Below are 21,341 nucleotides of genomic sequence, written 5' to 3'. Positions count from 1 at the left end.
CACCCCAGCCCTCTCCCGGAGGGAGAGGGAGCAGACCGTGGAATATTGGGGTAGTACGCCGACGTGAAAGAGCTTCGCTGAATCCATAATCGACTCGATTTTTCAGGTCGATGTATAGCGCCAGACACCTCGGTCGGTCCCCTCTCCCTCCGGGAGAGGGCTAGGGTGAGGGCAGCGATCTCAATGACTCATCGCCAAGGCGCAGGCTCACCGAACAACTGCCCCTGAACCCCATACAACCCCATCTCGCGAATCACCGACAATTCCCCTTGCGTCTCGACCCGCTCGGCAATCAACGGCAGATCGATGCTGTGCGCCGCACGCTGGATCGCTTCGATGAACAGGCGCTTGTCGCTTTCCTGATCGATCGCCCGGATGTAGCTGCCATCGATCTTCAGGTAAGCCAGCCCCAGCCGCGCCAGGTTGCCGATCATGCTGAAGCGTCCGCCGAAACGCTGCAGGCTCAAGGAGAAACCGAGTTCACGCAGGCGCCGGGTCAACTGTTCCAGCACCGCTTGTTCCGGCAATTGTTCCTCGCCGATTTCCAGGGTCAGGCGCGCACCGAGGTTGGAATGCGCCCGTAGAATCTCGAACACTTTGTTCAACGCCTGCGGATCGGCGAGGGTCGCCGAGGACAGGTTCAGCGCCAGAGATTCTTCATGTCCGGCCATCTGCTCCAGCACCCGTTCGAGCATCAACCGGTCCAGCCGCGCGGTCCAGCCGAAGCGCTCCAGCCACGGCAGGAAGCGTCCGGCTGGAATGGTCTGGCCCTGCTCGTCGAGCAAACGCGACAGCACCTTGTAATGCAACACCAGTTGCGTGTCCTGCGCCGCCACTACCGGCTGGAAGAACAGCTCGAAACGCCGCTGATTCAGGGCCTGATCGAGCAAGCGGTGCCAGGCGTGGTGATCGTCGCCGACCTCCGCCACCAGGCTCTGATCGAGGCACGCCCAGTTCTGCTCGCCCTGCCCTTCGGCCTGGGCCAGCGCCTGATCGCCGAGGCTGAGGACCGCTTGCGGCGAATCGCCGTGAGCGAACGGCGCCAGGCCGATAGAAGCCACGGCGGGCACGTCGGTGGCGCCTGTCGCGTGCAAGCTGCTCAACGCACTGTCGAGGCTCTGCGCCAATTGCAGCGCTTCTTCACGGGTCAACCCCGGCGCCAGCACGGCGAATTCGCCGCCGCGAATGCGGGTGACGAGGTTCTGGGTTTCCGGGTATTTGGCGCACTCGCGGGACAGTTGCTCGCCGACCGCTTTCAACAATTCATCGGTGCGCTGACCGCCGAGGCGCTGGTTGAGACCGGCCAGATCCTTGACCCGCAACAGCAGCAGATAACCGGAACTGGCCTGCTCCGGGTTGCTCACCCGCGCATTCAGCTGCATCTCGAAATAACGCCGGTTGGCCAGCCCCGTGAGGTTGTCCTGATAGGACTCGGTGCGCAGTTTTTCACTGCGCTCGGCCTGCTCCTGGAACAGCGCCTTGAGCTTCTCGACCATCTGGTTCATCGCCAGCACCACGCGGCGCAATTCAGGCGTGCGCGGCAGATCCGGCAGGCTGAGGAATTCGCGGCGGGCGATGGCGTGGGATTGTTTGACCATGTAATCCAGCGGCTTCAATTGCCGACGCAGCAACAGCGCGCCCAGCACCGCACTCACCGCCCCGCAGACCAGCAACCAGCCAAGGCTGCCGAGCGCGCTCTGCCAGAGCTTGGCCAGGGCGAACATCGGGTGGCTGACCACCTCGACCCGCGCCGCCTGCTCCCAGCCACGGCTGACCAGCGCATCGCCACCGGCCGGTTCCAGGCCGATCAGTCTGACGAACCAGTCCGGCACGTTGGTAACCGCCGGAATGCCGTTGCGCTCGACGATGGTCTGGTCGGTCTTCAGATCGACCACGCGGATGCTCGAGTAATAACCGCTGTCGAAGATCGAGCTGACCAGCAGCTCGACCATCGCCGGGTCATCGATGTTCGGCGTCAACGACAGCGCCAGCGCCGTGGCCGCATCCTGGGCGTGGGAGCGCAACTGGTTGACGTACTGGGTGCGCGAGCTCTCCAGACTGACCATGAAGCTGCCGGTGAAGGCGACCACCAGGAACAGACAGATAGCGATCAACAGCTGTTTGAACAAAGACATCTGAGCGCGTGCTCCTAGTTAGTCGTCTCGACCGGAAATCCTTCGGCCTGCATTTTCTTCAACACATCCTGCCAGCGTGACAGGCGTTTGGTGTCACCGACCTTCTTGTTGCCCTTGGCGCCCGGCAGGTACAGCCCTTCGGCATTGAAAGAGTAGACCGGCAGCAAATCGGTTCGCTCGGCGGCCGGCTTGATCGGGTCGATCAGGCTGTCGAGCACCAGCGGCATGGCGTCAGGGCTGGAATAGTAAGTCAGGACCATGTGCGCGCGGTTCTGGCGCAGGGCCTTGACGTAGGTGATGCGCAACTTGTCACTGGCCACACCGAGATGGCGCAGGCTGAAATACTTGGCGATCGCATAGTCTTCGCAGTCGCCGGCGCCTTTCCACAAGGCTTCGATGGGGGTTTCCCAATAATCGACCTCGTGCCACAGATCGATGTCTTCGACGTAGCGCATCTGTTTGTTGAAAAACAGGTTCACCACTTTGAGCTTTTCCATCTCGCTGACCTGCTTCTGCGTGGCCAGCAGATTCTGCCAGGCATCGATCCGCTGTTGCCCGGCGCCCAATGGCCCGTACAGTGCCGTGGCCTTGCGGCTGATCGCGGAAAAATCCCAATCGGCATGCAGGCCGCCCAGCATGATGCCGGCCAGCAGCAGCGCGCCGGCAAGCCAGCGCGCAATCCGTGGGATCACGTAACGTACCGCCAATGCAAGGCATCCAGGGCAGAGAGAAAAGCGCTTGATGGTGAAGGTTAGCCCAGCAAAAAACAATGGCACCATGAGATCATCGCTGGCGCGCTAAACTTCAGATGTGACAGGGTTCTTCTACACGGTTTGACAACCTGTAGAGCAATCACTAGTGTCCTTTGGATCCAAATCCGCAGTCATAGGGTGTGCAGTTGTGACCCAAAAGCCCAAGCCACTCCACAGCATCAAAGTCGACGGCCCGATTCCCGCGCATCTGGCGCGCTCGGTCATCGAAGAAACCCTGCGCGCCGCCATTCTCGACGGGCGCCTGCCCTGCGGCACCGCCGTGCGCCAGCAGGATCTGGCCGACCTGTTCGGTGTCAGCCGCATGCCGGTGCGCGAAGCCTTGCGCCAGCTCGAGGCCCAGGGCCTGCTGAACGTCACTGCCCACAAGGGCGCCGTGGTGGCGCCGCTGATCCAGGGTGACGCAACGGAAACCTATGAGCTGCGGATCCTGCTGGAGTCCGAAGCACTGCGCCAGTCGATCCCGCTGCTGACCCCGGTCGACCACGAACGCGCGGCCGGTTTCATCGAAGAACTGGAAAACGAACACGACTACACCGAAATCGGTCGGCTCAACCGTCTGTTTCACATGGCGCTTTACGGCAAGGCGCCCAATGGCCGACTGTTGCGGCTGGTGGAAGACGGCTTGAACGAAGAAGAGCGCTTCCTGCGCTTCAACCTCGAGGCCATGGGCCTGGGCAAAATCTCCCAGGACGATCACCGCGCGCTGTTGCAGGCGGTGAAAGAGCGTGACACCGCGCACGCCGTGACACTGCTGGAGCAGCACCTCAACCGCGGTGTCGAGGTCATCACCCGTTACCTCGCCAGCTCCGCCGGCCAAAGCCGCAAAGCGGCGCACTGAATCCTCCCTCCCGGGTGAGCCTCCACTCACCCGGCGAATAACCCGCTTACAAATCCCCCCACCCGTCACGGTCATTTGCCGTGGCACATCGACGCCTGCGCTCTAACCTCCCTTCTGCTTTGAACAGCCCGGAATTTGCACCGCAAGGAAGTCATTTTCGACGATAGCCGCGGCGCCGATTTACGCGCACCCTTGAATCGCCAACCCAATATAGAACGGGGACGCGCCGCCCCGGCAGCAGTCCCCGCACCAGGAACCTACGGAAGGAGCCTTGTCACGGGAACAGGAAGAAACGGCGCTCTTACAGCCCGACTTCATCCCCTCATATCAATTCGATTACTTAATTTGAAAGTTGCTTCGAGTGAGGCATTCACTCTTGTCGTTCAATTTTGGCCATTAAACGCCGAAAGGAGCAACTACGCCCAAATAAAACTTAACTTATAAGTTTTATCAGCCCCACTCATACTTCAAAAACAGCCAACTAAAAATAATTAAAAATAAACTTGTTAAGTTGTTTTGCGATGTATTAGTTTTTCTTCGCCGAGTTTGGATCCGAAATCACCAACCCGGCAAAACCTTGCGCTACGGCCGGGTTCGCAGCGGTTTATCCGTCTGCTGCTGTCCCGGGCCCTTCAGACATTGCCTGTTTTCATCGAAACCGAATGAGGCTGTCGTTCGCCTGGAGAAACTTGCTCAACGTTGTTAGCGATTAATTGAGCAATCCTTATTCCCTATTAACCAGAGTCTCGCAACCATGCCAACTAAAGAGCAACTTACACTGAAGAAAGCTGAACTCAGCATTCATCCGATCTTCTCCGAGATCGATTCTTTGGCGACATTGCGCCGGTTTATGGAGTCCCATGTATTTGCTGTCTGGGACTTCATGTCGCTGACCAAACGCCTGCAGCAGGAACTGACTTGCACTCGCCTGCCGTGGTTACCGCCACGAGATCCGCACGCAGCAAGACTGATCAACGAAATCGTGCTCGGGGAAGAATCGGACGATCGGCTGTCACACGGGCATTACAGTCACTTCGAACTGTACCTCGATGCCATGCGCGAAGTCGGTGCGGACACGACAGCCGTGGAACGCTTCGTCACGCTGCAGCAGGAGGGCGTGAGTTACGACGTCGCCCTGCAAAGCGTCGAGGTCGATCCGGCGGCGGCGCGATTCGTCCGCGACACTTTGCACACCGCACTGCATGCACCCGGTCACAGCGTTGCCGCCGCCTTCCTGCACGGTCGCGAGAGCGTGATCCCGACCATGTTCCAGCGCATGCTCGATGCCTGGGGCATCGGCGTCGAACAGGCGCCGACCTTCCGTTACTACCTCGAGCGACACATCGAAGTCGACTCCGAAGACCACGGCCCGGCGGCGGAGCAACTGCTGGACCGACTGGTGGACGGCGATCCGCAGCGCGAAGCCGAGGTCTACGCCAGCGCCATCGCCGCCGTGGAAAGCCGCATCGCCCTGTGGGACGGCCTGCGCCTGAGCATGCGCGAACCGCTGGCGGAGGTGGCCCAATGAACGCCGCCGACTACCAGTCTTTCGCCGACGCCTGGGAAAGCCGCGCGACCATCCGCACCCGGCCGCGCCGCGTGCTGGAGGACGATGCGCGGCTGATCTATCCGCTCAGCCGCCAGCCGTTGGTGCTCAGCGAAACCTTCCTGCGCGAATGCCCGCAGCAGCGTGATTTCGCCCTGGTGCAGACGTTGTACAAATTCATCAACGACGTGGTGATCTTCGAAACCGAGATCGTCGACAAAACCGCGCGAAGCATCGCCAAGAACCGCTTCGCCGTGCCCTTCCCGTTCGCCTGTCGCTACGACGCCATGACCGTGGTGGTGGACGAGGATTACCACGCGCTGGTGGCGATGGATTTCATGCAGCAGACCGTAGCCATGACTGGCATTGAGCCGATCGAGCTGCCGAATGAAATCGAACTGAGCCGGGCGATTCCGGCCGCCGTCGAACTGGCCCCGCAACACCTGCGCAGCGCCGTGGAGCTGATCTGCGTGGCCATCGCCGAAAACACCGTGACCGGCGACGTCGCGGCGTTCGCCCGGGACGACACGGTCAAGCCATCCATCAAGGGCCTGATGGCCGACCACTTGCTCGACGAGGGCCGGCATTCGAGTTTCTGGGCGCGGATGGTGCGCATCTACTGGCACACCGCGAGTGACGCGGATCGCGCATGCATCGCGCAAATCCTGCCGGTGTTCATCGGCCATTACCTGACCAACGACATCCAGAAGGCCTTCGACCTGCGCCTGATCGGCGCCCTGCCGGTCAACGATGCCACTCGCCGCGCACTGAAAGACGAGATGGCCGGGCTGGCCTTCCCGATCAATCGCCACCACCCGCTGGTGGGCAACATCGTGCGGTTTTTCCACAACAGCTCGCTGCTCGACACACCGTGCGTGCAGCACGCCCTGCGCGATTACCTGGTTTGACAAGGAGGCTGACATGAGACGTCTCGACATTTTGCTGAGGGGCCGCAGCCAGGCCTTGACCGACCTGGCGCAGGAGCTCGAACAACACGGTCATTCATTGCTGACGGAGATTGCACCGTCGGTGGATCTGGTGATCGATGACGGCAGTCTTGCGCCGCAGGATTACGGCACGACAGCGCAGCTGAACTTGCGCCTGGGCATTGGTGCAACGGGGATCGGCGGACTGCCGGTGCTCGATCTGCTATGCCTCTGCAACACGACACTGCTGAGCCGCGTGCCCATCGCCGACGAACCGTCCGGCAACGGTCAGGCCTTGCGCCAGCGAACACTGGCGCAGGTGGTGGACGAAGTGGCGCTGCTGGTCAGCCGTTTCTCCCGCGACGCCGAGTATTTCCAGCACGCGACAGCGGCCCGTGCGCCGGACTTCGAACAGGTGGAAAACCTGCTGTTTCTCGACGGCCTGGCCTACGTCCATCGCCTGAATGTCACGGCCAATCCGGCCTTGCTGCAACAGGCGCAGATCCCGGTGATCGAGCGGCTGCAACAGAGTCTGATCGAGCACGCGGAGCGCCCGGCGCTGCACCTCGCCGAGCAGTCGATCAGCTACCGCCAGTTGCATGCTCACAGCCGAGCGATCCAGCAACGCTTGCTGGCCATGCTGGAGACACAACCGCAACCCTGGGTCGTGGGGATTTGCCTGCCGAAATGCGATGCGCTGTTTGCTTCGATCCTGGCGATTCTCGGCAGCGGTGCGGTGTACCTGCCGCTGGAGCCGAGCCATCCACTTCAGCGCCAGCAATACATTCTGGAAAACGCCGGGGCGGTGCTGTTGCTGCACGACGGCGAACACCCGCTGAGCGGTTCGATGCCGGGACTGGATGTCTGCCGCATTGACAGTACCGACGCCGATCTTTCGTTGCCGTTGATGCGCCAACGACCGTCGCTCGACTTGCCGTGCATGGCGCTCTATACCTCGGGCACCACCGGCCATCCGAAAGGTGTGCTGCTGAGTCAGACGAACCTCGCGCACTTCACCGCGTGGTACGCCGATTACGTGCAGTTGCGGGCTGAGAGTCGGGTGTTGCAGTTCTCGTCGCTGAGTTTCGACTCATCGCTGATCGACATTTTCCCAACCCTGCTCGAAGGCGCGGAACTGGTGGTGCCCGACGACAACCAGCGCCGCGATCCGCTGCAACTGGTGGCGCTGATCCGACGCCGACAACTGACCCATGCGTTCCTGCCGCCGGCGCTGTTGAGCATCCTGCCGCTGGAGCAACTGCAAAGTGTCGGGCGGATCATGACTGGCGGCGACGTCTGCGAGCCGTTCGTGATCGAGCAACTGACGCGCCAGGGCAAGCTGCACAACCTCTACGGCCCTACCGAAGCCACGGTGCTGATCACCGCGCGGCAATTGCGACCGGGCGACAGCAATCGCACCCTCGGCGGGCCGATTGCCAACAGTCAGGTGCTGATCCTCGATGACGACCTGCAACCGGTGCCGGAGCAAACGGTGGGCGAACTGTTCATCGTCGGCCCCGGCGTGTGCCTGGGCTACTTGAACAATCCACAGCAGACCGCCGAGCGCTATCTGGACCTGGAGTTGCCGGATGGTCAGCGTCTGCGCGCCTACCGCAGCGGCGACATGGCCAAGTGGGGCGAGGACGGCATCGAGCTGTGCGGACGTCGCGACAATCAGGTGAAGATCCGTGGCTTCCGGGTCGAGCCGGAAGAGATCGAACGCTGCCTGCGCGAGAGTCAGCTGTATCGGCAGATCGCCGTGGTGATCGACAGCCAGCGGCGGATTCTCGCGTTCCTCGCCCAGCCGCAATCAGATGCCGCCCGCGATGCGCTGAAGGCACACGCCCAGCAGTTTTTGCCCGACTACATGCAACCGGTGGCGTGGACGGAACTGCCGAACATGCCGTTCGCCGCCAACGGCAAAGTCGACCGAAAAGCCTTGCTGGAATTGCCGGTCAGCGTGCAGGACAGCGGCCCGAAATGCCTGCCGGCCAACGCCGACGAAGCGCTGCTGCTGGAGATCTGGGGCGAGTTGCTGGAGCTGCCGACCAGCGATATTTCCACCGACGAAAGCTTCTTCAATCTCGGCGGTCACTCGATTCTGCTGTCACGCATGCTCCTGCGTCTGCGGGAGGAATTCGGTCGCAGCATCTCGATCAACCGCTTCATCGAACTGCCGACCATCACCAAGCTCGCCACGCTGGTGCGCGGCACCGACAACAGCGCGGTGCTCAGCGCCCAGGCGATGGCCGACGCCGAGCGAGCGCTGGATATCGAACCATTGCCGATCAGCCGCATGGGTGATGTGCACAAGGTGATCGTCACCGGCGCCAACAGTTTTGTCGGCGTGCACATCGTCGAGGCGCTGCTGGGATGGGGCGCCAGCGAGGTGGCGTGTCTGGTGCGCGACGGCGGCGGGCAAACCGCGGCGCAGCGCTTTGCCCAAGCGCTGCGAGAGAACCGGCTGGAGCATCTGGACCTGAGTCGGGTGCGGGTCTATTCGGCGGACATCACCCGGCCGCAACTGGGCCTGGCCAATGAGGATTTCGAACGACTGGATCGTGAGTTCGGCGCGCTGGTGCACAACGCGGCCAACGTCAATCACGTCCTCGACTACGAGTCGCTGGCGGCGGACAACGTCGAGCCGATTTTCGAACTGCTGCGGCTGTGTGAAGGACGCAGCAAGAAGGTGTTCAATTTCGTCTCGACGCTGTCGGCCTCCAGCACCGTCGACGACGCAGGCCGGGTGCTGGAACTGCCCGCCGCACCGACGCCGCCGATCTACATCCGCAACGGCTACAACCTGTCGAAATGGGTCGGTGAGCGCATCCTCGAACGGGCCCGGGAGCGTGGGGTGCGGGTCAATCTGTATCGGCCCGGCAACATCAGTTTCAACAGCCTCAGCGGCGTCTGCCAACCGCACAAGAACCGTTTGATGCTGATGCTCAAGGGCTCGATCCAGCTCGGCCAGGTACCGGCCTTCGCGCTGAATTTCGACCTGATGCCGGTGGACTTCCTCGCCCGCTTCATCGCCTTCCACGCCAGTCGTTATTCGCCGGAACGAGCGGTGTTCAACCTGCATAACCCGGAGCCCCTGAGCTGGGATGCCTACGTCGCGTCGTTCCGCGAAACCGGCAGCGAGTTTTCGCTGGTCAGCGTCGCCGACTGGCAGCAGCAACTGGGCCGGGTCGATGCCGACAACGCGCTGTTCGGCGTGCTCGGTTTTTACCTCAACGGCTTCGAGGAAGACATCGGCGACATCTCCCTGATCGGCCACGCCAACGCCCAGGCCGGCGTGCAGCAGATGGGCGCGCACTACCCGGAAAAATCCCCGGCGCTGCTGCGTCGCGGCTGCGACTACCTGAAAGAAATCAACTTCATCTGACTCATCAACCAAGGAGCAACACCATGAGCAATCTGCAACCCGACACCCTGATCAAAAACCCTCACGGCTGCCACGTCGTGTCTTCGGTGGAAGTGCCGGTGGACGCCAATGAGGTGTGGTCGGTAGTGGGCAAATTCGACGGTTTCGACCGTTTCATTCCGGCGCTGTCGCACATCGAAATGACCGGCGAAGGCGTGTCTTCGCTGCGCAAGAAGTTCTTCAAGGATGGCAACGTGGTGGTCGAGCAACTCAATTCCCGGGACGACCAGGCGCTGAGCATGACCTGGACCACGATCTACAACACGCTGGGCGTGGCCAATCTGTGGGCGGCGATGAATGTGGAATCGCTGGGCGCGGGCAAGTCGCGGGCGACCTGGACGATCATTGCCGAACCGGCCAGCGGTGGGCCCGAGGCACTGCCGGGGTTCAAGGACTTCGTGCAGGGCTTTGCCGATGATGCGATGGGCAATGTGCTGAAGCTGTTTGTGTAAGGTTTCAGTTCTGCGGTGATTGAGCCACCGCTATCGCTGGCAAGCCAGCTCCCACAGGTTCCCGGTCGGTCACAAATGTTGTGTGCGCCTGAAATCCTGTGGGAGCGGGCTTGCCCGCGATGAACGATAACGCGGTCTGACTTGGTGTCAGATCTTGAAGCTGTCGACCAGTTGTTTCAAACGGTTGGCCTGCTGCGACAACGCATCGCAATCCTTCAACGTTTCATTGAGGTTGGCCACGCTCTGCTGGTTCAGCAGGTTGATCTGGTTGACGTCGACGTTGAGGGTTTCCACCACGGCAGTCTGTTCCTCGGTAGCGGCAGCCACCGACTGGTTCATGCCGTCGATTTCGCCGATGCGCTGGGTCACGCTGACCAGACGCAGACCGGCCTGGTTTGCCACTTCAACGGTCTCCTCGCTGGACGCCTGACTGGCGTTCATGGTGGTCACCGCTTCGCGGGAGCCGACCTGCAGCGAAGTGATCATCTTGTGGATCTCTTCCGCCGATTCCTGGGTGCGGTGAGCGAGGTTGCGCACTTCGTCCGCCACCACCGCAAAACCGCGTCCGGCTTCACCGGCCCGGGCCGCTTCGATGGCCGCGTTGAGCGCCAGCAAGTTGGTCTGCTGAGAGATGCCTTTGATCACATCGAGAATATGGCCGATGTTGTCGGTGCTGGCATTCAGGGTTTCGATCTGGGTGCACGACAGGCTGATCTTCTGCGACAGCTCGGTCATCGCCTGAATCGTCTGCTCGACCACCTGACGACCGTCATCGGCCTGCTCGCTCGCGCCGCTGGCGTGTTGCGAAGCATCGGCGGCGTTACGGGCGATTTCCTGGGTGGCGGCACCCAGCTGATTGATCGCCGCAGCCACGCTGTTGGTGCGCGCGCTTTGCTCGTCGGAGCCGATGATCGAGGCGTTGGACGATGCCATCACCCGTTGCGACAGGTCGTGTACGTGGCGAGTCGCCGACGACACTTCGGAAATCGAGGCGTGAATCCGCTCGACGAACTGGTTGAACGAACTGCCCAGTTCGCCGAACTCGTCCTTGCTTTCCACCACCAGGCGGCGTGTCAGGTCGCCTTCACCCTGGGCGATGTCCTGCATAGCGCGGCCCATGGTGATCAGCGGACGCATCAGCACGGTGATCAGCAGGCTCAGGAACACCGCAATCGCGCCGACGGCGACGAACATTGCGATCAGTGCCGAGGTGCGGAACTGGCTGAGTGCGGCGTAGGCCTTGTCGCGGTCGATCGACAGACCGATGTACCACTCGGCATTCGGCAGACCGGCGACCGGAGTGAACGACAGGATGCGTTCCTGGCCGTTGAGCACCACGTTCTGGTTGCCCTTCTCGATACGCACACCGGCGTTCGGGTAGATGTCCTTGAGGTTCTTCATCACCTGGTCTTTGTCCGGGCTGACGATCACCTGACCGTCACCGCTGACCAGGAACGCGTGGCCCAGGCCGCCGAAGTCCACCGAGTTGATGATCTTCACCAGGGTTTCCAGACTCAGGTCACCGCCGACTACGCCGAGCAGCTCGCCGTTCTTTTTCACCGGCATGGCGATGGTCACCACCAGACCGCCAACGGCGGCCATGTACGGCGGGGTCAACATGGTCTGGTCAGCGGCCACGGCCTGCTTGTACCAGGGACGCTGACGCGGGTCGTAACCGTCCGGCATCTTCGCGTCAGGGCGCTGGGTGAACACGCCGTTGGCCTGACCGACGTAGGTGAACTGGAAGTTCGAGGTGAAGGCCGGTTGATCGACCAGGCCCGGGAAGTCGGCGTTTTTGCCTTGATGGGCAACGTTCTGCGCGAGGTTTTCCAGTACCAGAATCCGCCCGCTCATCCAGTTCTGCACACTGCTGGCGGTCAGGTCACCGGCCTGCTGGACGGAGGACTGGAGGTTCTGGCGAATGGTGTTTCGCTGCAGATAGTCGTTGTACAACGTGAACAGCGCGAACGCCAGAACCACGACGCCCGAGGCGGCCAGCAGGATTTTATGGCTGAACTTGAGATTCATTTCATGGGACTTCTTATGCGAAAAGTGGGGATGCGTTCCGGATGCAACATTCCATGTACAGCGCAGGCAGCGTTCTGACGGCTGCTCTACTTTGGTGCACGCATGTCTCACCAGTCTGTCGGCACGCTTTGGAGAAAACTTAGGGTTTTGCAGGAAATGGATGGCATTTCTGCCAGATTCCCGCCGGACGGCGTATTAGAGCGGTCGCCTCTGCTTTTTTGATGAGCGTTTTGCAGCGCCGGTTGCAAATTCTGTAACCCTTGATGACAATGCGACTAATTATCATTTGTGACGTTCGGGCTGTCGCGTTCATGTCCTCACCTGAGTTGGCTGTACAGGCGCTTTATACGAGTCATCACGGCTGGCTCAACGGCTGGTTGCGCGCTCGGCTGGGCAATGCTGCCGATGCGGCGGATCTGGCCCAGGACACCTTCGTTCGCCTGCTGCAGCGCACCGAACGTCTGGAACTCAAGGCACCCCGCGCGTTTCTGCGCACGATTGCCCGGGGCTTGGTGATCGACCATTGGCGCCGTGAGGAAATTGAACGCGCCTATCTGGAAACCATCGCCCATTTGCCTGAAGCCGAAACCCCGAGTGCCGAATCCCGCGCATTGGTGATCGAACTGCTCGAAGGCATCGCCCGCATGCTTGAAGGCTTGAAACCGAAAGTGCGTCAGGCGTTTCTGCTGGCTCAGTGCGAAGGTTTGACCCACAAACAGATTGCCGAGCGGATGGGGCTGTCCCTGCGCTCGGTAGAACGCTACGTCGCCGACGCCCTGTTCCACTGCTACATGTTGCGGTATGAAAGCTGATGCCGGTGGATAACCTCTCGCTTGGCCGACGCGCCGAGCCACCGCAGCAGGTCGTACGACAGGCCATTCACTGGCTCCTGCGTCTGCGCAATAACCATGGCAACCCGCGCCTGAATCGCCAGTGCGAACAATGGCGCGCTGAACACCATGATCACGAACTGGCCTGGCAGCGGGTGCAGTCTCTGCAAGCCGAACTGACCCACAATCTGCGCGCCGTGCCCGGTGCGCAGGTGGCGTTCAACACGCTGGAAAACAGTGCGCAGGGGTTGGGTCGACGTCAGGCCTTGAAGCTATTGTCCGGCGCGCTGCTGATGGGCTCGGCGGGATGGCTGGCCAGCGACACTTCCGTCTGGCAACAGTGGCGTGCCGACTATGCCACCGCCACGGGCGAACGCCGTGGCTTCCAGTTGCCGGACGGCACGCGGATCGAGCTCAACACCGCCAGCAGCGTGGATCTTGATTACACCGCGCAACAACGGCTGATCAAACTGACCCGTGGCGAAATCGTCGTCACCTGCGGCGGTGCCGATGAAGGTGCGCCGTTTGATCGACCGCTGCGGGTGCAGAATCGTCATGCCAGTTACGAACCGTTCAACGCTCGATTCATCCTGCGCCAGGAAGAGGGTTGCACCCGCCTGAGCGTTACCAGTGGCCGGGTCGCGATTCATTCCGCTGGCAACTCGACGGAGGCCATCGCCGGCCAGAGCTATCTGATCGATCACCATCAGATACGTCCCGCGCCGCCGTTGGACATGGACGCCGGCGCCTGGGTCGACGGGCTGATCGTGACGCGCAACATGCGGCTGGGCGACTTCCTCGGCGAAGTCGGCCGGTATCGTCAGGGATTTCTGAGCTGTGCGTCGGATATTGCGGATTTGCGCCTGTCCGGCGTGTTCCGTCTTGAGGACACCGACAAGCTGTTGGCGATCCTGCCGCAGACCCTGCCGGTGCAATTGCGCTACCGCACCCGTTGGTGGGTGACGCTGGAGTCTGTGGCCTGAAAGTATTTTGGCGGGTTTTCGCGGCAAGTCCGGCTTAGTCAGTAAGCACTTCAACTCAGCCTTCGCGACTGCCTACGGAAACCTACAATGACTGCGCGCGTTACCTGTAAGAACCCTCTGAATTTCTCTGCCGAATCCGGCCTGTTGCGCCACGCCGTTCGGGCGGCGCTGTTTTCTACTGCACTGGGCGTTGGCGTGCTGCCGAGCCTGAGCATGGCGGCCAATGCCAGCGAGGTCAGCAGCCACCGCTACAACATCGCCCCCGGACCGCTGGGCGATGCGCTCAACCAGTTCGCGCGTGAGGCGGGCATCACGTTGTCGATGACGCCGCAGCAAACCCAGGGCCGGCAGTCTCCGGGTGTGCAGGGCGAGTATTCGGCCGATCAGGCCCTGAGCCACTTGCTCGGCGGCTCGGGCCTGGAGGCGATCAGCCAGGACGGCAGCAGCTATGTGTTGCGCTCGGTCGCAGAAACCGAAGCGCTAGCCCTGCCGACCACCGACATCAAAGGCTTCGCCCTCGGCAACGCACTGGGCAGCATGGACGGCTACAACGCGACGCACAGCCAGATCGCCACCAAAACCAGTACCGCGCTGCTGGAAACTTCGCAAAGCGTGTCCGTGGTCACTCGCGAGCAAATGGACGATCAGGGCTCGCAAACCGTGTCCCAGGCCATGCGTTACACCCCCGGCGTGCTGACCAATCCTTACGGCGCCACGCACCGTTACGACTATGTGGCGATGCGCGGCTTCAACGACGGTTCGGTGGATAACATCTACCTCGACGGCCTCAAGTCGATGGGCGACAGCGGCACCTACAGCACCATGCAGGTCGATCCGTATTTCCTCGAGCGCGTCGATATTCTGAAGGGCCCGTCGTCGGTACTCTACGGCCGTAGCTCACCGGGCGGTCTGGTGGCGCTGACCAGCAAGAAGCCGCTGTACGAGGCCTATCACCAGGTACAAGCCACGGTGGGTACTCAGGGCCAACGTGGTGTCGGTTTTGACTTCAGCGGACCGGTCGATGACGACAAGCGCATCGCCTATCGTCTGATCGGTTTGACGGATCAGTCCGACACGCAATTCGACCACAACAAGGAAAAGCGCTTCGCCCTCGCACCGACCGTCAGCATCGACTTCAGCGAAGACACCTCACTGACCCTGCAAGCGTATCTGCAGCATGACCCGGACGGCGGCTATCACGGTGGCGTGCCGGCCGACGGCACGATTCATCAACGCAACGGTAATCGTATCTCGCCGCACTTCTTTGAAGGCGAGCCGGGCATCGATGGCTACTCCCGTGATCAGCAGTCGTTCGGTTACCAGTTCGAACACCGCTTCAACGACGTCTTCACCGCGCGGCAGAATTTCCGCTACCTCGACTCCAAAGTGAACATGGATCAGGTGTACGCCTATGGCTGGACGTCGCCGACCAGCAACGAACTGAATCGCTACTACACCGGCGGTAACGAGCGCCTCCATGCGTTCATCGTCGACAACATGCTCCAGGCCGAATTCTTCACCGGCGCGACCAAGCACACAGTGCTGATGGGTGCGGATTACCAGCGGCGCAAAACCGTGGTCGACTGGACCAGCGGCGGCCTGGCGCCTATCAATGCGTTCAACCCGGTGTATGGCAATTCCGCTATCACGCCATACGGCGAGACCAGCTATCTGCGGCGCCTGGAGCAGACCGGCGTTTACCTGCAAGACCTGATCGAAATGGACAAGTGGCGCTTCTCGCTGGGCCTGCGTCAGGACTGGGTGGAAACCTCCGACGAAAACCGCATCGCCGAAGCGGGCCGTCCGGTCGGCACCGAGATCAATGATCGACGCACCAAGCTCACCGGCCGTGCCGGCGCTCTATATCTGTTCGATAACGGCCTCGCGCCGTACGTCAGCTATTCCGAGTCGTTCAACCCGAATTCCTACGCGGACAGTGCCGGCAATCCTCTCGCACCGACCGATGGAACGCAGTGGGAAGTGGGCCTGAAGTACCAGCCGCCGGGTACCGACAACCTGTTCACCGCCTCCTTGTTCCACATCGATCAGGAGAATCTGGCGACCAAGCTGCCGCAGGAAAACTTCTATCGCGCTGTAGGCGCTGTCCGCTCTCAGGGTCTGGAACTGGAAGCGCACATGCAGTTGACTGACAACCTGAAAGTCCTCGGCAGCTACACCTTCACCGACATTGAATACTCGAAGTCGATGACCAGCACCTTGAGCACACCGACCAATGTGATCGAGAACAAAGGCAATTCGCCAACCCAGGCACCGCGGCACATGGCATCGCTGTGGGCCGACTACAAGTTCGACAGCGCGGCACTCGATGGTCTGCGACTGGGCGGTGGTGTGCGTTATGTCGGCTATAGCTGGGCGGATGCAGAGAACACCATGAAGGTGCCGTCCTACACATTGTTCGACGCATCGATTGGCTACGACCTCGGCAAGGTCGGTCTGAAGGGTGTCGACGTACGCCTGAATGCGAACAATCTGACCAACGAATCCTACGTAGCCTCCTGCGCCAGTCTGGACTTCTGCTACATGGGCGAAGAGCGCAACGTCGCCGCCACGGTCAGTTACCAGTTCTAAGCCTTTGTCTTGTGCATAAAAAAGCCAGCCCCTGATTTCAGGGGCTGGCTTTGTCGTATCTGTGGGGGAAATTTTCATGCGTTCGTTTCTGGTTTTATTGCACCGGTATATCGGGTTGGCCACGGCGGTTTTTCTGCTGCTGGCCGGGATCACGGGGAGCATTCTGGCGTTCAACCATGAGCTGGATGAGTGGTTGAATCCGGAGTTTTACGCAGCTTCAGCCGAGGGGGCGAGACTACCGCCAGGTGAGCTGGTGGATGCGGTGCAATCGTTACATCCGAAGTTGCAGGTCTGGTACATGGAGTACCCGAACGAGGCAGGCCACACGGCATTACTGGCGACGGTTCCGCGAAATGATCCGGCGACGGGCGAACCGTTCAAAGAACGCAATGAAGTGTTCTACCTCGACCCGGTCAGTGGCGAGCAGAAAGGTCAGCGCTATTGGGGCGAGTGCTGTTTCCAGCGTGAGAACTTCGTTCCGTTCATTCTCGAGTTTCACTACAACCTGACACTCCCCGGTAACTGGGGTTTGCTGTTGATGGGGTTGGTGGCCATCGCCTGGGTAATCGATTGCTTCATCGCCCTCTGGCTGACGTTGCCGCGGGGTAAACCGTTCTGGAAGAAGTGGTCGAACGCCTGGAAGATCAAGGGCGGGCATGCCTATCGGCTCAACTTCGATCTGCATCGGGCAGGGGGCTTGTGGCTGTGGTTGTTGTTGCTACCGATAGCCGTCAGCAGCGTGGCGATGAACCTGCCGAGTCAGGTCTTCAAACCTGCGGTGTCGTTGTTTTCTCCGATTGAACCGAGCGTGTATGAGGCGCGAGGGCGGATGCCTGCCGAAGAGCTGGGGATCACCCGATTGAGTTATCAACAGGCATACGAAAGGGCACAGCAGGAGGGGAAAAGGTTGGGGCTGACAGCGGCGATCGGCGAGTTGTATTACAGCTTTGAGTACAACTTCTACGGTGCGGGGTTTGGACAGCATGACACCGAGGCCCACGGCAAATCCTGGTTGTTCTTCCACGGTACTGACGGACGATTATTAGGGCAGGAGATCGCAGGAGAAGGGACGTTGGGAGAGCGGTTTTATCGGTTGCAGTTGCCGATACATGGGGGGCGGATCATAGGTTTCACCGGGCAAGTGATGATCGCAGTATTGGGTGTTCTGATTGCGGGGTTGTCGGGGACTGGCGTCTACATCTGGTGGCGCAAATGGCAGGCTCGTCGGAGCAGCAAGGCACGCAGAGCGGTTTGAAGACAGGTTTTTGGTGTCCCCTGAAACGACAAAACCCCTGTCTGCTTTAGCAGACAGGGGTTTCGGAATTCAATCTTGACGATGACCTACTCTCACATGGGGAAACCCCACACTACCATCGGCGATGCATCGTTTCACTTCTGAGTTCGGGATGGGATCAGGTGGTTCCAACGCTCTATGGTCGTCAAGAAATTCTGTGACCAGCCCGTTACCGCAGTAACGTTCCGGCAAAAATCGGTGACTTCTACTAAAACAAAACCCCAACTGCTTTCGCAATTGGGGTTTCGGAATTTAATCTTGACGATGACCTACTCTCACATGGGGAAACCCCACACTACCATCGGCGATGCATCGTTTCACTTCTGAGTTCGGGATGGGATCAGGTGGTTCCAACGCTCTATGGTCGTCAAGAAATTCGGGTACTGACTCGTGACCAGATGGCCTCGCTTCAGCAAATTGGGTATGTGACAGCTAGGTGTTTTGTGAGCGTCGAACTTTCGGTTCATTGCGTCTTCACACACCGCAATCTGATGCTCTTTCGAGTCTACAGATTGCTTGGGTGTTATATGGTCAAGCCTCACGGGCAATTAGTATTGGTTAGCTCAACGCCTCACAGCGCTTACACACCCAACCTATCAACGTCGTAGTCTTCGACGGCCCTTCAGGGAACTCAAGGTTCCAGTGAGATCTCATCTTGAGGCAAGTTTCCCGCTTAGATGCTTTCAGCGGTTATCTTTCCCGAACATAGCTACCCGGCAATGCCACTGGCGTGACAACCGGAACACCAGAGGTTCGTCCACTCCGGTCCTCTCGTACTAGGAGCAGCCCCTCTCAAATCTCAAACGTCCACGGCAGATAGGGACCGAACTGTCTCACGACGTTCTAAACCCAGCTCGCGTACCACTTTAAATGGCGAACAGCCATACCCTTGGGACCGGCTTCAGCCCCAGGATGTGATGAGCCGACATCGAGGTGCCAAACACCGCCGTCGATATGAACTCTTGGGCGGTATCAGCCTGTTATCCCCGGAGTACCTTTTATCCGTTGAGCGATGGCCCTTCCATACAGAACCACCGGATCACTAAGACCTACTTTCGTACCTGCTCGACGTGTCTGTCTCGCAGTCAAGCGCGCTTTTGCCTTTATACTCTACGACCGATTTCCGACCGGTCTGAGCGCACCTTCGTACTCCTCCGTTACTCTTTAGGAGGAGACCGCCCCAGTCAAACTACCCACCATACACTGTCCTCGATCCGGATAACGGACCTGAGTTAGAACCTCAAAGTTGCCAGGGTGGTATTTCAAGGATGGCTCCACGCGAACTGGCGTCCACGCTTCAAAGCCTCCCACCTATCCTACACAAGCAAATTCAAAGTCCAGTGCAAAGCTATAGTAAAGGTTCACGGGGTCTTTCCGTCTAGCCGCGGATACACTGCATCTTCACAGCGATTTCAATTTCACTGAGTCTCGGGTGGAGACAGCGCCGCCATCGTTACGCCATTCGTGCAGGTCGGAACTTACCCGACAAGGAATTTCGCTACCTTAGGACCGTTATAGTTACGGCCGCCGTTTACCGGGGCTTCGATCAAGAGCTTCGCGTTAGCTAACCCCATCAATTAACCTTCCGGCACCGGGCAGGCGTCACACCCTATACGTCCACTTTCGTGTTTGCAGAGTGCTGTGTTTTTAATAAACAGTCGCAGCGGCCTGGTATCTTCGACCGGCGTGGGCTTACGCAGCAAGTGCTTCACCCTCACCGGCGCACCTTCTCCCGAAGTTACGGTGCCATTTTGCCTAGTTCCTTCACCCGAGTTCTCTCAAGCGCCTTGGTATTCTCTACCCAACCACCTGTGTCGGTTTGGGGTACGGTTCCTGGTTATCTGAAGCTTAGAAGCTTTTCTTGGAAGCATGGCATCAACCACTTCGTCGCCTAAAGGCAACTCGTCATCAGCTCTCGGCCTTGAAACCCCGGATTTACCTAAGATTTCAGCCTACCACCTTAAACTTGGACAACCAACGCCAAGCTGGCCTAGCCTTCTCCGTCCCTCCATCGCAATAACCAGAAGTACAGGAATATTAACCTGTTTTCCATCGACTACGCTTTTCAGCCTCGCCTTAGGGACCGACTAACCCTGCGTCGATTAACGTTGCGCAGGAAACCTTGGTCTTTCGGCGTGGGTGTTTTTCACACCCATTGTCGTTACTCATGTCAGCATTCGCACTTCTGATACCTCCAGCAAGCTTCTCAACTCACCTTCACAGGCTTACAGAACGCTCCTCTACCGCATCACTTGCGTGATACCCGTAGCTTCGGTGTATGGTTTGAGCCCCGTTACATCTTCCGCGCAGGCCGACTCGACTAGTGAGCTATTACGCTTTCTTTAAAGGGTGGCTGCTTCTAAGCCAACCTCCTAGCTGTCTAAGCCTTCCCACATCGTTTCCCACTTAACCATAACTTTGGGACCTTAGCTGACGGTCTGGGTTGTTTCCCTTTTCACGACGGACGTTAGCACCCGCCGTGTGTCTCCCATGCTCGGCACTTGTAGGTATTCGGAGTTTGCATCGGTTTGGTAAGTCGGGATGACCCCCTAGCCGAAACAGTGCTCTACCCCCTACAGTGATACATGAGGCGCTACCTAAATAGCTTTCGAGGAGAACCAGCTATCTCCGAGCTTGATTAGCCTTTCACTCCGATCCACAGGTCATCCGCTAACTTTTCAACGGTAGTCGGTTCGGTCCTCCAGTCAGTGTTACCTAACCTTCAACCTGCCCATGGATAGATCGCCCGGTTTCGGGTCTATTCCCAGCGACTAGACGCCCTATTAAGACTCGCTTTCGCTACGCCTCCCCTATTCGGTTAAGCTCGCCACTGAAAATAAGTCGCTGACCCATTATACAAAAGGTACGCAGTCACAGAACAAAGTCTGCTCCCACTGCTTGTACGCATACGGTTTCAGGATCTATTTCACTCCCCTCTCCGGGGTTCTTTTCGCCTTTCCCTCACGGTACTAGTTCACTATCGGTCAGTCAGTAGTATTTAGCCTTGGAGGATGGTCCCCCCATATTCAGACAAAGTTTCTCGTGCTCCGTCCTACTCGATTTCATGACTAAGAGACTTTCGCGTACAGGGCTATCACCCACTATGGCCGCACTTTCCAGAGCGTTCCGCTAATCTCAAAGCCACTTAAGGGCTAGTCCCCGTTCGCTCGCCACTACTAAGGGAATCTCGGTTGATTTCTTTTCCTCAGGGTACTTAGATGTTTCAGTTCCCCTGGTTCGCCTCTTGCACCTATGTATTCAGTACAAGATAACCATCTTGTGATGGCTGGGTTCCCCCATTCAGACATCTCCGGATCAAAGTCTGTTTGCCGACTCCCCGAAGCTTTTCGCAGGCTACCACGTCTTTCATCGCCTCTGACTGCCAAGGCATCCACCGTATGCGCTTCTTCACTTGACCATATAACCCCAAGCAATCTGGTTATACTGTGAAGACGACATTCGCCGAAAATTCGAATTTCTCAACTAAGAGAACTCACAAATTTTACCTTAGCCTGATCACCAC

The 21,341-nt window shown here is 59.4% G+C and carries 12 protein-coding genes and 3 rRNA genes; 9 read left to right on the top strand and 6 right to left on the bottom strand.

Features of this window, described 5'->3' with window-relative positions; genetic code table 11:
- Window positions 1-188: 188 nt before the first annotated feature.
- Together lapD and lapG are read right to left on the bottom strand one after the other, a co-directional pair.
- Window positions 189-2,135: a cyclic di-GMP receptor LapD gene (gene lapD, locus PDR5_RS00690; protein ID WP_064592573.1), complete on the bottom strand. Its 1,947-nt coding sequence runs from the start codon at window positions 2,133-2,135 to the stop codon at window positions 189-191.
- Window positions 2,136-2,149: 14 nt separating this feature from the next.
- A complete protein-coding gene (gene lapG, locus PDR5_RS00685; RefSeq protein WP_039773040.1) occupies window positions 2,150-2,842 on the bottom strand; it encodes a cysteine protease LapG in 693 nt (230 codons plus the stop codon).
- 193 nt (window positions 2,843-3,035) lie between these two features.
- Between lapG and PDR5_RS00680 the strand changes: the two genes are divergently transcribed.
- From PDR5_RS00680 to PDR5_RS00660, 5 genes are all read left to right on the top strand, one after another.
- Window positions 3,036-3,746, top strand: coding sequence for a GntR family transcriptional regulator (locus tag PDR5_RS00680; RefSeq protein WP_039773042.1), 711 nt, complete (start codon window positions 3,036-3,038; stop codon window positions 3,744-3,746).
- 754 nt (window positions 3,747-4,500) lie between these two features.
- On the top strand, window positions 4,501-5,274 hold the full coding sequence (locus tag PDR5_RS00675) for a DUF3050 domain-containing protein (RefSeq protein WP_039773044.1): 774 nt from the start codon (window positions 4,501-4,503) through the stop codon (window positions 5,272-5,274).
- Entirely contained in the window at window positions 5,271-6,200 is a 930-nt protein-coding gene (locus PDR5_RS00670) for a diiron oxygenase (protein WP_064592571.1), read from the top strand. The genes PDR5_RS00675 and PDR5_RS00670 overlap by 4 nt, the downstream gene beginning before the upstream one ends.
- A gap of 13 nt (window positions 6,201-6,213) precedes the next feature.
- Window positions 6,214-9,603 carry a non-ribosomal peptide synthetase gene (locus PDR5_RS00665; protein WP_064592569.1) on the top strand — a complete coding sequence of 1,130 codons (3,390 nt, stop codon included), beginning with the start codon at window positions 6,214-6,216 and terminating at the stop codon, window positions 9,601-9,603.
- A gap of 23 nt (window positions 9,604-9,626) precedes the next feature.
- Window positions 9,627-10,094: an SRPBCC family protein gene (locus PDR5_RS00660; protein WP_064382642.1), complete on the top strand. Its 468-nt coding sequence runs from the start codon at window positions 9,627-9,629 to the stop codon at window positions 10,092-10,094.
- A gap of 147 nt (window positions 10,095-10,241) precedes the next feature.
- On the opposite strand, the gene PDR5_RS00655 is transcribed toward PDR5_RS00660, so the two are convergent.
- Entirely contained in the window at window positions 10,242-12,122 is a 1,881-nt protein-coding gene (locus tag PDR5_RS00655) for a methyl-accepting chemotaxis protein (RefSeq protein WP_064592567.1), read from the bottom strand.
- A 311-nt stretch (window positions 12,123-12,433) separates the two neighbouring features.
- Here PDR5_RS00655 and PDR5_RS00650 point away from each other — a divergent pair, with 311 nt between their 5' ends.
- The 4 genes from PDR5_RS00650 to PDR5_RS00635 all read left to right on the top strand — a co-directional run bounded on the left by PDR5_RS00650 (window position 12,434) and on the right by PDR5_RS00635 (window position 17,779).
- The gene (locus PDR5_RS00650; RefSeq protein ID WP_064592566.1) at window positions 12,434-12,934 is read left to right on the top strand and encodes a sigma-70 family RNA polymerase sigma factor; all 501 of its coding nucleotides are present in this window, start codon (window positions 12,434-12,436) and stop codon (window positions 12,932-12,934) included.
- Window positions 12,934-13,935, top strand: a complete 1,002-nt coding sequence (locus PDR5_RS00645) for a FecR domain-containing protein (RefSeq protein ID WP_064592564.1) — start codon at window positions 12,934-12,936, stop codon at window positions 13,933-13,935. Before PDR5_RS00650 ends, PDR5_RS00645 begins: the two co-directional genes overlap by 1 nt.
- Window positions 13,936-14,022: 87 nt before the next feature.
- A complete protein-coding gene (locus PDR5_RS00640; protein WP_064592562.1) occupies window positions 14,023-16,524 on the top strand; it encodes a TonB-dependent siderophore receptor in 2,502 nt (833 codons plus the stop codon).
- Window positions 16,525-16,600: 76 nt separating this feature from the next.
- Window positions 16,601-17,779: a PepSY-associated TM helix domain-containing protein gene (locus PDR5_RS00635; RefSeq protein WP_064592560.1), complete on the top strand. Its 1,179-nt coding sequence runs from the start codon at window positions 16,601-16,603 to the stop codon at window positions 17,777-17,779.
- Between the two features lie 73 nt (window positions 17,780-17,852).
- Here the strand turns inward: PDR5_RS00635 and rrf (PDR5_RS00630) are convergent.
- From rrf (PDR5_RS00630) to PDR5_RS00620, 3 genes are all read right to left on the bottom strand, one after another.
- Window positions 17,853-17,968, bottom strand: a 5S ribosomal RNA gene (gene rrf / locus PDR5_RS00630).
- Between the two features lie 106 nt (window positions 17,969-18,074).
- A 5S ribosomal RNA gene (rrf, locus tag PDR5_RS00625) occupies window positions 18,075-18,190 on the bottom strand.
- A 155-nt stretch (window positions 18,191-18,345) separates the two neighbouring features.
- Window positions 18,346-21,236, bottom strand: a 23S ribosomal RNA gene (locus tag PDR5_RS00620).
- Window positions 21,237-21,341: the final 105 nt, after the last annotated feature.

This window comes from Pseudomonas sp. DR 5-09, assembly GCF_001655595.1.
GTDB lineage: Bacteria > Pseudomonadota > Gammaproteobacteria > Pseudomonadales > Pseudomonadaceae > Aquipseudomonas > Aquipseudomonas pharyngis.
Note: the sequence above shows the minus strand (reverse complement) of the source record. Positions and strands in the feature narration are given on the sequence as shown.

What these genes read in the sequence shown, in the direction of transcription:
- PDR5_RS00675 (WP_039773044.1), top strand. Translation starts at nt 4,501, where the DNA reads ATGCCAACTAAAGAGCAACTTACACTGAAGAAAGCTGAACTCAGCATT.
- PDR5_RS00645 (WP_064592564.1), top strand. Translation starts at nt 12,934, where the DNA reads ATGCCGGTGGATAACCTCTCGCTTGGCCGACGCGCCGAGCCACCGCAG.
- PDR5_RS00640 (WP_064592562.1), top strand. Translation starts at nt 14,023, where the DNA reads ATGACTGCGCGCGTTACCTGTAAGAACCCTCTGAATTTCTCTGCCGAA.
- PDR5_RS00635 (WP_064592560.1), top strand. Translation starts at nt 16,601, where the DNA reads ATGCGTTCGTTTCTGGTTTTATTGCACCGGTATATCGGGTTGGCCACG.
- PDR5_RS00650 (WP_064592566.1), top strand. Translation starts at nt 12,434, where the DNA reads ATGTCCTCACCTGAGTTGGCTGTACAGGCGCTTTATACGAGTCATCAC.
- PDR5_RS00665 (WP_064592569.1), top strand. Translation starts at nt 6,214, where the DNA reads ATGAGACGTCTCGACATTTTGCTGAGGGGCCGCAGCCAGGCCTTGACC.
- PDR5_RS00670 (WP_064592571.1), top strand. Translation starts at nt 5,271, where the DNA reads ATGAACGCCGCCGACTACCAGTCTTTCGCCGACGCCTGGGAAAGCCGC.
- lapD (WP_064592573.1), bottom strand. Translation starts at nt 2,135, where the DNA reads ATGTCTTTGTTCAAACAGCTGTTGATCGCTATCTGTCTGTTCCTGGTG.
- PDR5_RS00660 (WP_064382642.1), top strand. Translation starts at nt 9,627, where the DNA reads ATGAGCAATCTGCAACCCGACACCCTGATCAAAAACCCTCACGGCTGC.
- PDR5_RS00655 (WP_064592567.1), bottom strand. Translation starts at nt 12,122, where the DNA reads ATGAATCTCAAGTTCAGCCATAAAATCCTGCTGGCCGCCTCGGGCGTC.